Source organism: Staphylococcus ratti, assembly GCF_020883535.1.
In the GTDB taxonomy this organism is placed as follows: Bacteria; Bacillota; Bacilli; order Staphylococcales; family Staphylococcaceae; genus Staphylococcus; species Staphylococcus ratti.
The window spans coordinates 301,444-315,687 of sequence record NZ_CP086654.1 but is presented as its reverse complement, the minus strand read 5'-3'; the positions used below and the strand labels follow the sequence as shown (position 1 = coordinate 315,687).

General features: G+C 36.7%; 14 protein-coding genes and 1 pseudogene. 3 read left to right on the top strand and 12 right to left on the bottom strand.

The window, feature by feature from the left end; genetic code table 11:
• Positions 1-153: 153 nt before the first annotated feature.
• Entirely contained in the window at positions 154-1,476 is a 1,323-nt protein-coding gene (locus LN051_RS01340; protein WP_229292838.1) for a glucosaminidase domain-containing protein, read from the top strand.
• Positions 1,477-1,575: 99 nt separating this feature from the next.
• Here LN051_RS01340 and LN051_RS01335 read toward each other — a convergent pair whose 3' ends face one another.
• From LN051_RS01335 to LN051_RS01300, 8 genes are all read right to left on the bottom strand, one after another.
• Positions 1,576-2,160 (bottom strand): hypothetical protein, encoded by a 585-nt coding sequence (locus LN051_RS01335; RefSeq protein WP_229292837.1) that lies wholly within the window; start codon positions 2,158-2,160, stop codon positions 1,576-1,578.
• A gap of 143 nt (positions 2,161-2,303) precedes the next feature.
• Positions 2,304-2,888 carry an MFS transporter gene (locus tag LN051_RS01330; protein ID WP_229292836.1) on the bottom strand — a complete coding sequence of 195 codons (585 nt, stop codon included), beginning with the start codon at positions 2,886-2,888 and terminating at the stop codon, positions 2,304-2,306.
• Complete coding sequence (locus LN051_RS01325) at positions 2,885-3,358, bottom strand: MFS transporter (RefSeq protein WP_338061516.1); 474 nt, start codon at positions 3,356-3,358, stop codon at positions 2,885-2,887. The genes LN051_RS01330 and LN051_RS01325 overlap by 4 nt, the downstream gene beginning before the upstream one ends.
• Positions 3,359-3,361: 3 nt before the next feature.
• The gene (locus tag LN051_RS01320) at positions 3,362-3,499 is read right to left on the bottom strand and encodes a hypothetical protein (RefSeq protein ID WP_229292835.1); all 138 of its coding nucleotides are present in this window, start codon (positions 3,497-3,499) and stop codon (positions 3,362-3,364) included.
• 270 nt (positions 3,500-3,769) lie between these two features.
• The gene (locus tag LN051_RS01315) at positions 3,770-5,737 is read right to left on the bottom strand and encodes a fructose-specific PTS transporter subunit EIIC (protein ID WP_229292834.1); all 1,968 of its coding nucleotides are present in this window, start codon (positions 5,735-5,737) and stop codon (positions 3,770-3,772) included.
• 186 nt (positions 5,738-5,923) lie between these two features.
• Positions 5,924-6,646 (bottom strand): MerR family transcriptional regulator, encoded by a 723-nt coding sequence (locus tag LN051_RS01310; protein WP_229292833.1) that lies wholly within the window; start codon positions 6,644-6,646, stop codon positions 5,924-5,926.
• A gap of 31 nt (positions 6,647-6,677) precedes the next feature.
• A complete protein-coding gene (locus LN051_RS01305) occupies positions 6,678-7,634 on the bottom strand; it encodes an alpha/beta hydrolase (RefSeq protein ID WP_229292832.1) in 957 nt (318 codons plus the stop codon).
• Positions 7,635-8,558: 924 nt separating this feature from the next.
• Positions 8,559-8,828: a hypothetical protein gene (locus tag LN051_RS01300; RefSeq protein ID WP_229292831.1), complete on the bottom strand. Its 270-nt coding sequence runs from the start codon at positions 8,826-8,828 to the stop codon at positions 8,559-8,561.
• 256 nt (positions 8,829-9,084) lie between these two features.
• On the opposite strand from LN051_RS01300, the gene LN051_RS01295 reads away from it, so the two are divergent.
• The gene (locus LN051_RS01295) at positions 9,085-9,933 is read left to right on the top strand and encodes a class I SAM-dependent methyltransferase (protein WP_229292830.1); all 849 of its coding nucleotides are present in this window, start codon (positions 9,085-9,087) and stop codon (positions 9,931-9,933) included.
• Between the two features lie 202 nt (positions 9,934-10,135).
• Positions 10,136-10,486: a zinc ribbon domain-containing protein YjdM gene (locus tag LN051_RS01290; RefSeq protein WP_229292829.1), complete on the top strand. Its 351-nt coding sequence runs from the start codon at positions 10,136-10,138 to the stop codon at positions 10,484-10,486.
• Between the two features lie 166 nt (positions 10,487-10,652).
• On the opposite strand, the pseudogene LN051_RS01285 reads toward LN051_RS01290, so the two are convergent.
• The 4 genes and pseudogenes from LN051_RS01285 to dhaK form a co-directional block, all read right to left on the bottom strand.
• Positions 10,653-11,893, bottom strand: a pseudogene (locus LN051_RS01285) (aminoacyltransferase).
• 339 nt (positions 11,894-12,232) lie between these two features.
• Positions 12,233-12,601 (bottom strand): dihydroxyacetone kinase phosphoryl donor subunit DhaM, encoded by a 369-nt coding sequence (gene dhaM / locus LN051_RS01280; RefSeq protein ID WP_229292828.1) that lies wholly within the window; start codon positions 12,599-12,601, stop codon positions 12,233-12,235.
• 1 nt (position 12,602) lies between these two features.
• Positions 12,603-13,178 (bottom strand): dihydroxyacetone kinase subunit DhaL, encoded by a 576-nt coding sequence (gene dhaL / locus LN051_RS01275; protein ID WP_229292827.1) that lies wholly within the window; start codon positions 13,176-13,178, stop codon positions 12,603-12,605.
• A gap of 13 nt (positions 13,179-13,191) precedes the next feature.
• Complete coding sequence (dhaK, locus tag LN051_RS01270; RefSeq protein ID WP_229292826.1) at positions 13,192-14,160, bottom strand: dihydroxyacetone kinase subunit DhaK; 969 nt, start codon at positions 14,158-14,160, stop codon at positions 13,192-13,194.
• Positions 14,161-14,244: the final 84 nt, after the last annotated feature.

Sequence of the window (14,244 nt, the reverse complement as noted above, 5' to 3'; positions counted from 1 at the left end):
CATGTAAAATTTAAAATGTATATATTTGAAATTTATAAACCTTAAAAATTCATCCTTTGAAGGCGATGAACCCCGTTACATCAATGTTTTCATATTCTAATTTTTTTGAGGCACTTCATCAAATTGTATTAGGACTAAGGAAGGAGCACTTAAGTGAAAAGTAACTATGTTGTACGAATACTCATTGCGACTGCACTTGTCGCCCCCTCTTTTTCACCAGTAGATGCTTATGCCACTACTAAAAGTAATTCTACTGATGACACAGCAGACACAAAATCAGAAGCAAACACATCAAACGAAACACAACAAACAGAAGGAATGGACGCTTTTTTCAAAAAATATGGTGAAACATCTCAAGAGCACGACGACACTGAAAAGTCTCATCCTAATAACGATAAAAACAATCCACAACTCCCTTCAAAAGATGCCTTAACATCATCTCGAGAACACGCGCCACAACAGTCGTCTGATTCATCGAAACATGCTACACGTCAAACGACGATTTTTGAAAAACAACCTGAGGAAGCCAATGGACAACAACGCTTAAGTATTATAGAAGATCCTGAAACACGTGCATTTATTAACCGTATTGCACCCGATGCACATGAAATTGCTGAAAACGAAGGACTTTACGCATCCATTATGATTGCTCAAGCTATTTTAGAATCTGACTCAGGTCGTAGTGATTTATCTAAAGCACCCAATTATAACCTTTTCGGTATGAAAGGGGCGTACCACGGAGCTTCTGTTCCATTTCAAACACTAGAATCTGATGGTAAACAAATGTACCAAATCAACGCAGATTTCCGTAAATATCCAGATAATAAAGCATCACTTGATGATTATGCCACACTGATTAAAAATGGGATAGACGGTCATCCTACAATTTATAAAGATGCGTGGAAAAGCCAAAGTAGTGATTATCGCAAAGCGGCTAAAGCTTTAGTCGGTACATATGCTACAGACCCAGATTACGATCAAAAACTGATTCACTTAATCGAAACATATGATCTTTCACGCTATGATAACCCTGAACTCGCAAGTCCATTATCTGAAGGCTCTGTTCAAAAACCAGACGCTTTAAAAAATGTGAATTTCCAGCCTTTTAGAGTAGCAGGAGAAAGTGCCAACTATCCTCAAGGACAATGTACATGGTATGTTTATCATCGAATGGCACAATACAATGTACACATCGCGAAAGATATGGGAAATGCAAGTGACTGGAGTTACAATGCTTTAACGAAAGGCTATAAAGTAACAGATACGCCTGAACCACACAATGCTATCGTGTTCCAACCAAATCAATTAGGTGCAGATCGCTATTACGGTCATGTCGCTTTTGTTGAAAAAGTAAATGACGATGGTTCAATCGTCATTTCAGAAACAAACGTTAAAGGACTAGGCGTTATTTCTTACCGTACAATCGATGCAAATACAGCAAAACAACTAGATTACATTACAGGGCAACCTAGATAATACTTTTGTATTCTAGCATTACATTTAGCCAATATACTAAGGAGCCAAAGACTTATCTCGGCTCCTTAATTACGTTACATTATTAGTTTCGCTTAACATCTATGACTTAGGGTATGTCGTTCTTACTACCATTTTATTTACAATTTGTTGATACATTGGATCTTTATGATATTGTTGATAAAGTGGTGCAAGTGTTTGAACTTTTGCATTTTTGAGAAAGGCTTTATACGTAGATGAATTTTGCGTACCACCAATTACTACTTGTGTTTTGCTTACTCCTATCACTGTCGCAAAATTTCCTTTAGCGGGTAATACATGATAAAACACCATATCTTCAGGTGCCCCTTGCATATGTTCCATGCCTTTACTAAACCTAGGCTGTTTTACCAAATCAATTTTTTTAATAGGATAAACATATTTTTTTCCTTCCATCCAAAGCACAGTATATTTGCCCTTTTTGATTTCTTGTCTCGTAAATGTAAATCTGTCATACCCTTGAATATAATACGCAAGCGCTGCTTTTTGAGTTTGGCTTAACTTTGTCGTATCTTTCACATCTGTTGTGTAAGTTTTGGCCGCTTTCGTTGAATCACTTACTGCATCTGCTGTTCGTGGCACTGTAAATCCTAAAGTTATGACTACAACTAACATAATCAGAAAAGAAAGTTGAATTCTTTTTTTCACTTTAATACACTCCTTTAATATTTAATCTACTTACACTAAAAATTATAAATTTCTTATTTTAAAAACATTTGAATTTTTTGTAAACTCTCACTTCATAAAACCATATATTTTCTCTAACTTTCCAAAATTCATTTTAGATCCATTTACATCTCAAATTCAGTCTGGATCGGCTTCATTTTCATATAAAATACAATAATCATTAAAAGCATCACAATACTACATACAATTAAAGTCTCTGTAAAAAACGCCGGTAATAAGAAACCAAATAACGTATAGGATAATGGGACAAGTGAAGAAACCACACTTTGATTCACTGAAAACACTCGAGATTTATATGCTTCGTCCACTAAGTGTTGCAACATAATTTGATACGGAATATTCCCCAAAGTCACTGAAAAACCCAATATAAACTGTCCTATCAATACGAAACTATATATAACGAGTATCGAAATTGAAACAATTTGAGTAATGATTAGTAAAATAAATACCAATGCTTGCATAATAAAAGCCAGAAGAAAGCTGAGCTTTAAATTTTTTCTGATTGGCACAATCGAAAATACAAGTCCACTCAAAATTAAAGCGATACCTAACATACTCTCTGCCATGCCTAAATGTTTTGACATTAATGATAATTTTTGAATTATCAAAATGGGCATCCCAACAATTAATGCATTGACGATAAAGTTTAAAAAGATGCAAAATACTAATAAATACTTAACTTCTGTCATTTGATAAATATAACGCACACCTGCTTTAAAATCGCTCCAAAAGTTTTGTCTCTGACTTTTAGCACGCCCTCTTTAAATGCTAATAAAAAAATAAAAATTAAAGCTAGAAGCTCTGTAATTATATTGATTATTGCTACGTGTTGAATCGTTAAAATAGAAATAAGTATTCCTCCAACAATTGGAGAGACAAGTAATGCAGAAGATTGAATCAATTGTCTTAGTGACACAACGCGTTCTAAATGATCTCCTGTTATCCATTTCAAATTAGAGGATACAATCGTTTTTACAGTTACATCTACTACAGTAAGCAATATCATTAAAATGAAAATCATTTGATACTGATGGTTATAAAATAAAATGAAAGATAGAAGCGAAATAATACTTACTATTTGTCCTAATAAAAGGATGGATTTGTTATGGTGTCTATCAATGATATTCCCTATAACTGGTATTGTAAGACTATTTACGATTGCTTACATTGCGAGGTACACGCCAAATATTACGCCCGACCCCGTTTGTTGAAGTATGTAAAAGCTACATGTAAATGTAAAAACGCCTGAACCTATCGTTGACAGTGTATCAAAGAGTAATAAATATACTGATTTATTCATATTGTTCCCCCTTTGATGTTTATTTTATAAAAATTCAGAAAATTTAGAAAGTATTATTAGGCATTAAAAAGCGATTAAAAGCTAAGCGTTGGACAATGCTGTATGCGTTTTCTAAAAAACAGCTTCACTATCTTCTAAAAAATACGTTCGTCAAGACAACTTTCATGACGTAATAAAACAGAAAAACTTGTTTTATTACGTCATTCCGTTCTATTAAAACGTACTGTACTTTTTATCCAATCTTTACTTCTAATCGCAATTAATAAAATATTATGTCATCATTTTTTCAACATGTTGATAAAGTTCATCTTCTGTTTCACTTTGTAATAATGCTTCACGTTGAGCGTCATCCATAAGGTGTCGTGATAAGTTTTGTAATGTTTTCAAGTGCGTGTCATGACTGCTTTCAGGGACAGTAATTAAAAATACAATGTGAGGCATCGTGCCATCTAAACTCTCCCAAGTGATGCCTTCACTATTTTTCAAAACTGAAACTACAGGCTGAGCAATACCTGTCGTCTTCGCATGTGGCATCGCGATATTCATCCCTAATGCAGTCGTAGATTCCGCTTCACGTGCAAAAATATCATGTACTAATGTTTCTTTATTTTTAACATAACCTTGTTTCTCTAAATTCAAAACCATATATTCAATCGCTTCATCTCGAGACATAGTAGCTTGATGAATTATTGTTGTTTCTGGATGAATTAAATGTGTCGTGTCTGTTTGTTGGAGGGATGTTTGTCGTGTCTGTGTCTCTTCTTGTGTTGCTTCTTGAGGTGTAGCGTCTATTTCAGTAGACGCTGGTGTACCCGTTACAGTTGCGATTTGTGGTGATTGCTTTTTCAACACGAGCACAAGCGCTGTTGTCACTAAGCTCCCAACAATCACTGCAACAAAGAAAAACAACACTTTATCAATTCCTCCAAGCACTGCTACAATAGGACCACCATGAGCAACACGGTCACCTACACCACCTAGCGCTGCAATGACTGCTGCCACCATTGCGCCTATTACATTAGCTGGAATAATTCGTAACGGATCTTGTGCTGCGAATGGGATAGCACCTTCTGTAATTCCAAAAAGCCCCATCGTAAACGACGCTTTTCCCATTTCTATTTCGTTGTGATTAAATTTTCGACGGTTTATGAATGTTGCAATACCTAGGCCAATCGGTGGCGTACATACGGCCACCGCAACCATCCCCATCACACTGTAGTTCCCTTCTGCAATTAAAGCAGAACCAAATAAGAACGCTACTTTATTAACTGGCCCTCCCATATCAAAGGCAATCATAGCACCAATAATCATAGCTAAAATAATAATATTAGCACCTTGCATGCCTTTTAACCAAGCGGTCAAAGCAGCAAATATTCCTGCAATCGGTGCCCCAATTAAGTAAATAAAGATAAGGCCTACGATGACCGAAGCTATAATCGGTATAATGATAATTGGCATAATCGGCGCCATTGCTTTAGGCACTTTCACTTGTTTAATCCATTTAGCGATATATCCAGCAATAAAACCTGCAACAATACCACCTAAAAAACCAGCACCTGCATCACTGCCGTAAAAACTTCCGTCTGCTGCAATAGCACCACCTATTATCCCTGGGACAAGCCCTGGTTTATCGGCGATACTCATCGCAATGTAACCTGCTAAAATAGGTACCATAAAGCTAAAAGCGAGCGCCCCAATTTTTTCAAAAGGTTTCCAAAAAGAATCGTCCGGAACGACAATACCTTCAGTGGCTGTTTTGTGTCCACCTAATGACAGAGCAATTGCAATTAATAATCCTCCAACGACAATAAACGGGACCATAAACGAAACACCATTCATTAAATGCTGATAAACCTGTTGGATCCCTTTGTGCGCTTTGTCATCATTCGAATTTTGCGTCGTTGTCTGTGCTTCCTCGTTAGTATGATAGACAGACGCTTCGTTATTTTGTATACGTGCAATCAGTTGCTTTGGATGATGAATACCTGCCCGAACGTTTTCATGAATCAATACTTTACCGCTAAAACGTTGCAAATCAACTTGACGGTCAGCCGCAATGATAACGCCATCCGCTTCTTGAATGTCTTTGGAAGTTAACCTGTTTTCAACACCGACACCACCTTGTGTCTCTACTTTAATCTCAATACCTAGCTCTTCTGCAGCTTGTTCTAACTTCTCTTGAGCCATATACGTATGTGCGATACCGTTAGGACAGGACGTCACGGCTACAATTTTCATACAAACACTTCCATTCTGTGAATTTAAATACATGTTCATCATATAGTAGCGTTTGATGTGAATCAACATGAAATTAAAAGCGTTTTCATACAAAATGAGCTCAAGCTAAGACAACCGTGTTTCTTCATTTTCCAAAGCGTACTTTTGTAAAGCTCCTATCCCCTTTAAATTAAGCTACGTCGAGCATTATTTTTCCGTATCAACGACTTCCAAACAATAACCTGTAAACTGACAGTTCGGACAATCTAACTTTCGTGTACGTGGCGTATGTGGTGCAAGAAGCCACGTTTTGAATGGTGGTTTAAAAACATGCTGGCAGTTCGGACACATATAACTTACTTTGTGATAGTAATCGTGAGTAATGTACGCTGCAACAGCAATGCTACCACCAATACCTATAATAGATGGCCATACATTTTTTCGCTTATAACTTTGATAATAAGCTATTACCTCTAGAATCGTAGCGCCTCCAGCAAGCCCTAGCGTTTTGTAAGTTAAAAATGGATAATTAGTGTCTGTTTTCAAAATGGTATCAATGTCTTTTAGTTTAGTGAGGGGAGACAGACTTTCATCGTGAATCATCTTATTCATTGTTTTCATCTCCTTCAACTGCGCTTGTTTTTCCTCAATATCTTTTTGTAAATGTTCCATGTTTTCATTCAACAAAATTTTAACCGTTTGCAATGCATGTGTTTCTTCAACAATTTTACGAATCGCATTCAACTTAAAACCCAGTTTTTTTAATAACAAAATCGCTTTCAATTTTTGAATTTCCGTCTCGGTATATACACGATATTGTTTGTCATTCGTTTCTGCAGGTTTTAAAATTCCTTGCTCATCGTAATATTGCAACGTCCGAGTCGATATGCCACATAATTTTGCGACTTCACCTGTAGTATAGCGTTCCATTTCATCACCTCCATAATTTGAATTTACAGTATCACGTTACGTGAGGGTCAATAATTTCTTTCATAATAAATAAAAATTTTTCAGTTTCATCGATAAACGGGGCATGTGCTGCGTCTTGAAAGTAGTAATAACGCTTGTAGCGCGAACCTAACTTTTCAAAAAAGATACGGCTTTCTTCTAACGTTGTTTGTAAATCATGCACGCCTTGTATAATTACAACAGGCACCCATATTTCCTGGGCAATATCTAACAAGTTAGTTCGTGTCATTTCTTTTGAAAGACGTGGTGCACCTAACATGCCACTGCGTAAAACATTTAAACGTTCACATAACGTATAATTTGGTGTTTTCAAAATGACTTGTATCATTTTAAATAAACTGTATCCTCGACTCGAAAACCCTAATTTATAGCGTGCAGTATACCAATCACGCAATAACTGATAATATTTATTTTCGTGAAAATCATAATCCAAACGTACTTTTTCAAGTAATTCTAATCCTTTATGATCACCTTCTTGACGTGCAAATATTTTAATTTGATTTAAAATACGGTGTTCATTCTTTAACACATGACCTAATTGTCCGACACCAATATACGTCGCAATATATTGTGGGTATCGGTGTGCTAAATATGTGCCAATAATCGTGCCAAATGAATGACACATTAAATAAATTTTGGATTGCTGAAATTCAGTTCTTAAATATTGAATCAACTGATAAGCATCGTCTACTAAAGATTGAATGGTAGGTGCATTGCGCCATCCTGACAATCCTGTTCCAGGATGATCCCAGTACACTACCGTATATTGTTTGGTTAAGTCAACATTATGCGCACTCATAAACGGATATAAAGGGAACCCCGGTCCACCATGTATAATTAGAAGTACTGGATTGGACCAATCTCTCGTTTCGATTATCATTCCATGACGTTGATGATTGATTTTTAAATACGACTTTTTTACTTTTTTGGATTCTTTTGATTTCATCATTGATACACACCATTTCCTTCATCTAAATCTCCTTTATTATATCCTAGAAATGTTGTGGGTGTTACGGAAACGATTTACAAAGCAAAGGGAGCGGGACAGAAATCTATTTGATTTCGTTGTCCCGCCCCCACAAGGCTGACTAGGGTTGAAATGAGCTATTAAGCGAAGTTTCAATCCAGACAGCTACTGTGCTTTTTAACAGTTACCTTCTCATTATTGAAGCGGGACAGAAATCTATTTGATTTCGTTGTCCCGCCCCCACAAGGCTGACTAGGGTTGAAATGAGCTATTAAGCGAAGTTTCAATCCAGACAGCTACTGTGCTTTTTAACAGTTACCTTCTCATTATTGAAGCGGGACAGAAATCTATTTGATTTCGTTGTCCCGCCCCCACAAGGCTGACTAGGGTTGAAATGAGCTGCTAAGCGAAATTTCAATCCAGACAGCTACTGTGCTTTTTTACAGTTACCTTCTCATTATAGAAGTGAGACAGAAATCTATTTGATTTCGTCGTCCCGCCCCCACAAGGCTGACTAGGGTTGAAATGAGCTAGTAAGCGAAGTTTCAATCCAGACAGCTACTGTGCTTTTTAACAGTTACCTTCTCATTATAGAAGCGGGACAGAAATCTATTTGATTTCGTTGTCCCGCCCCGACAAGGCTAACTAGGGTTGAAACGAGCTGTGAAGCGAAATTTCAATCCAGACAGCTACTGTGCTTTTTTACAGTTACCTTCTCATTATTGAAGTGGGACAGAAATCTATTTGATTTCGTTGTCCCACCCCGACAAGGCTAACTAGGGTTGAAACGAGCTAGTAAGCGAAGTTTCAATCCAGACAGCTACTGTGCTTTTTTACAGTTACCTTCTCTTTAGATGTGGGACAGAAATCTATTTGATTTCGTTGTCCCACCCCCATCGTCTTGTATTATGCTTTTTTTATATATTTATGGATACGAATAAATGCCCAAATTGCAATTGCTATTCCTATAATTGGAACCGTAAAAGCAAACCCGCTAGTTGTAATCTCATACAAAATGATAGCCAATAATGCTGAAATAATCACACTCATTGCACTTAATATCCACAGATTCCAACCTTTTTGGACATATTGCTTAGGCAATTTTGACATATCAAAATTGGCGACTAAAGCATTACATTTTGTAAGGTAAACAATAAGTACTAACAAAGCAGCCATAATGAATACTACAATTGAAATAGTGATAACCTTCACCTACATTCTTAAAATTTTTGACAATCTTTATTTATATTATTTTTAAATCATACAATATTGTCAAGCGATAATATATTTATATAAAGAGTAAGATTGTTAAACATTTGAATATTTTAAATAACTACTGCATCCCAATCTCTCTATACTAAAAAATTGACAAAAAGAAATTTTGTTATATTATAATTGATAATGATTATCAATTATAAGGAGTGAAACAGCAATGACATTATTAAATGGGATACCTGAATCTATGTTAATCCCTCTCGCTTATAGAGCAACCGAAACTAATGAAAAAAGCCCGATAATTGCAGATTTGCATTCACAAAAAATCTTCAAAGAGATCGACTATCCTTTTGAAAATATTTCAAACTCTTGGCCAACTCAAGTGGGGATTAGTGTTCGTACATATCTATTGGATCAACAAGTCAGTCAGTTTCTCAAACAATCCTCTAAGCCTTTAATTATTAATATCGGTTGTGGTTTAGATACAAGAAGAACGCGCCTCGAATTAAACGACATACCATGGATAGATTTAGACGTGCCAGAAGTGATCGATATTCGGAAACAGTTTTTTTCAGAAACTAGCACATACAAGATGATTCCGGAGTCTATGCTAGATGATACATGGATGGATGATGTGCAAAAATTTGAATTTTATCAACACAATATGGAGATGCTTATTATTTTTGAAGGTGTTTTAATGTACTTTGATGCCCAAACGATTACCCAATTACTCAATAAAATCGTCTCTCGTTTAAAATACCAAAAATTAACATTTGCAATCGAATTCTGTTCTAAATTGATTGCGAAAAATACCCATAGGCACAAAGCTGTCTCTCAATTAGAATCAAAACCTCAATTTAAATATGGATATAATCGATTAGCTGAAGTGATGAACATCCTACCACTCGGACTATCTATTGAAACTGAATATAACTACTTTGACTATTTTACAGATAGATGGCGCTTGTTTGGTAAATGCCGTCACATTCCTTACTTAAAGAATCGATTGAACAATAAAATCGTCATACTGCAACATAGTGCGCCGGTTGAAAATAAGATTTCATAACACTACTGTTTCGTTGGCTATTTTAAGCTTTCTTTTTAGACCACTACATGCTAAGTCACCATTCATTAGCACACCAACTATAAAGCCAAGTTTTCAAACGATATTGTTTTTATCGCCATACTTTCTTAAAATTAATGCACATATTTAAGCAAAAATATGCTAGATTAATAGAGACACTAAAATAAGAAAGTAGGTCACATTAATGACAACTGCCTTACCTAACTGCCCAAGTTGTGGATCAGAGTACACTTACGAAGATGGCGCACTTTACGTTTGTCCTATGTGTGCGCATGAATGGACACCTGAGTCTGTTGCAGAAGCTGAAGAAGCTGCGATTATTCGTGATGCAAATGGTAATGAACTGCAAGACGGTGATACGGTTGCGGTTATTCGCGACTTAAAAGTTAAAGGTGCTTCAAGCACTATCAAACAAGGGACAAAAGTTAAAAACATTAAACTTGTGGATCCTGAAGATGGCCATGACATCGATTGTAAAATTCCTGGATTTGGTCAAATTGGCTTAAAATCCGAAGTTGTGAAAAAAATCAACTAATAGGGTTAGGACGCCCTACCTAGACAGAAAAGAAACTGATGAGCAAGTCGACTTTACTCATCAGTTTCTTTTTTATATTATTTCACACTTAAAACGTGCACGTATCATTTTAAATGACTGTACACTACGTAAAAAAATTTAAACGAATACTCTACATTGTTTTTTATTATTTTCGCTCCAACATTTGATACATACGGTAAAGTAAAGGCTTTATCGGTTTTACAAAATCACCAATATATTCTTCTACATGTGCATTAAAGCCTTCTTTAAATCGTTGCACGCCATAATCTTCTGCTGTTTCACTAAAGTCGCCTGTAATACCATAAAAATTGTAACGGTCGATACCTTGTGCTTTCGCAAATTGGATCATTTCCCATTGTAAACGATAAGCGCCCATATATGGGTTGTATTTTGGGTTAGAACCACTCGATAAATAGTACACTTCATGTTCATTATAAATGTATACTGCTGCTGCTAAATCTAAGACGTCTCCATCAGAAGCGATGCGCGCTTCAGTGTCTTCTATTTTTTTCTTTTGACTTGTGAGTTGTTGTTTCAATTGTTGATACTTCGTTTTCGTTTTTTAGAATTTCCATTTTCTGATAAAAGTGCTTCAACTTGTGAATATTCTTGATTTAATTCGCCCAAACGTTGTTGATAGGTGTCCAACAATTTTCTAAGATCAATATACGCTAGTTTTAACATGATACGTCCGTCATAGATACGTTGAAGTTGCTCAAAATACGGTAAATCACGAAACTTAAACCCATGTTTTTCTTCAGCCATACGAAATAATTTGAAAAAACGTGGCGTCTGTTCAAAAGGTAATGTTGTTACTTCTACGCCCATTTCGTACGTCTTTTTAATATTACGTCGCGTTTGATAGCTCATCTCTTTAAGTAATTCATCTTCTGATTTGTCCTTCAAATCCAACACCGATAACCAACGAATTTGACTAGTTGGTGAGTAACCAACTGAATAGCCTTGATGTTGATAACCTAACTTCTCCATCACCTTCATTACAGATCGATTATCATTTGAGTGTAATATCTCACCTCTAGCATTTCGAACATTTTCAACTAAATATGGATCTGTTAAAACATATAAACAACGGCGTCGCTTCAAATATTTTGTTAAATGTGCAAAGAAAAATTCCACTAGCGCCGTGTTTTTGTAATCCATAATAGGGCCACGTTGCGTATAAAAATACTTAAAATATTTCAAACAGCGTGCTTCAGTCAGTAAACATGCAGCTAAAATTTCTCCTTGCGCACCCTTAACGCCAACAAGATGCGCGACACCTTGTTGTTGTCGAAAAGAAGCATGTGCCAACGACTGTGTATAGTGTGAAAAATGCGTGCTCGAAAATGTTTCAAACTCTTTTGGAGTTAATGTTACAAATTGCATCATTTCAATATCCTTTCCTACGGTGTTTGTTTACATCCAATGACGTCTCCCTTGATGTCCAAACCCTTTATTCACTTACAACATTATAACATTACCAACTAAAATGCACACATACATTTTTGACACATTAAAATATTAAAAATATGTAGTTGTGATAAGTTAAAAGCAAAATAAAAGCAGTTTGAACATGTCGAACGTATGCATTCAGAAGCCGATACCCGTATTCCAAAAGCAAAGTTTCCATCAGAATTTTGGAGCGCCGACAAAAGTTAAACCATACTTTTGTCGATACTTAGTTCTGTAAAAATCTATACGCTCGTATCCAAACCGCTTTAACACTTATGATTGGCCGAATTCTTCTTTTACCGCTTCGATAGCTTGATCAAAATCACCATTCGTTGTCAAAGATACACTCGCGAGAAAACTACCTTCTACAATAGGCGCAACCACTTTTTCAATGCGATGCGCCCCTGCATACATTTCAATCGCCATATCTAAATTCATTTCAGCAGAGCCGATATCGAAAAAGCATAATGCATCATTTTCAAGTTGATTAAGTACATCTGAAATGGCATCAAAAGACGTTCCTATTTCACCGTTCGCTCCGCCTACTGCAATGACATCAACGTTAGGTGACATTTGACCTAACAACGCTTTCGTTCCTTCAGCAATCTCTTCACTGTGGCTCACAATAATTAAACTGGTCATCTTAATCCTCTCCAATCAATGCATTTAAAATATAAACAATGCTTTGTGCCCCGGGATCAACATGCCCTTTAGAATCTTCTTTAAAATATGCTGCGCGTCCTTTTGTCGCTACTAAGTCTTTCGTATCTTCGGCGTACTGTTGGAGTGTTTCAAGCGTTACTGTATCACCTTGTGCGACTGCTTCCTTAGCACGGTGAATCACATCATACATTGTTTTTTCGCCTCCAGACACCTTTCCTCTTGTGGCAATCGCTTCAGAAAATGCTGTTAGAAGTGCGACTAAACCGTCATGGTCGATGTCTTCTTTTGCGACTTGAGCCATTTTGACAAAGCTAAAACCGTAAAGCGGCCCGGATGCACCTCCAATATTAGACATCAATGTCATCCCTGTTGATTTTAAAATACTTTCTATAGAACGATCGTCTATTTTGTCTTGCAATGCTTCAAAACCGCGTAACATATTGACACCGTGGTCACCGTCACCAATTGCACGATCGAGTTCAGTTAAGTGTGCTTCTTCTTTTTTAAATGTCGTTGCAAGTTCAAGCAAACGTTTTTTCAATTCTTGTGCATTCATCTTGATGCCCTCCTTAATTATTGAAATAATGACTCGTAGTCGGCGCATTTAACGCTTCTACTACCGCTTTGTCATACGGCGCAAATGTGAGTGAAAAACCTTGCATATCAAGTGAAGTCATATAGTCACCGATAAACCAACGTTTTACTGTTTTACCTTTCTCCTCAAGTACTTCTGACACATATTTCGTAACGATATTTAATTCAGAAAGTGGCGTGCCACCCATGCCATTAACCATTACAACCAATTCGGATGCCGTAACTTCTGTTTCTAACGTTTCGATTAAACGTTTGGCAATCGCTTTAACGGGTTCCACAGCGGTGCGCTCTAAACCTTTTTCCCCGTGAATACCGATACCAATTTCCATTTCTGTGTCTTCTATATCAAACCCATATTGCCCCGTCGTAGGGACTGCTGGTGGTGTTAATGCCATACCAATAGAACGTACGCCTTCTAAAAAGGCTTCTATTTTTTCCTTAATCTCTGTGATAGAAGTACCTCTTTCTGAAAGATAACCTGCATATTTATGTACAAGCACCGTGCCTGCCACGCCTCGACGTTGTTCTACAACATCTATCGCAATATCATCTCTGACAATCACAGTTTCTACTCGAATACCTTCCATTTCAGCCATTTCTTGAGCCATCTCAAAATTCATTACATCGCCCGCATAATTTTTGACGATGAGTAATACGCCATCTCCATTATCTACTGCTTTTATCGCTTCTAAAACTTTATCTGGTGTTGGAGATGTGAATACCTCACCACACACGGCAGCATCTAACATACCTTCAGCTACATAACCCGCATGCGCTGGCTCATGACCACTACCCCCACCAGAAACTAGCGCAACGCCCGATTGTTTCTTAGATTGACGTACAACCACCGCGTCCGCGATAACGTCTAGTTCAGGATGGGTGATTTTCAAACCGTCGAGCATGTCGTTTAAAAAATGTGTTTTCTCTTGAATCAGTTTTTTCATAACTATCACCTCATAAAGAGATCGTTTAAAATCTCTTATTTTCTTAGTCTTGCCAACTTCATTATAACGCATAACAAAACAGCA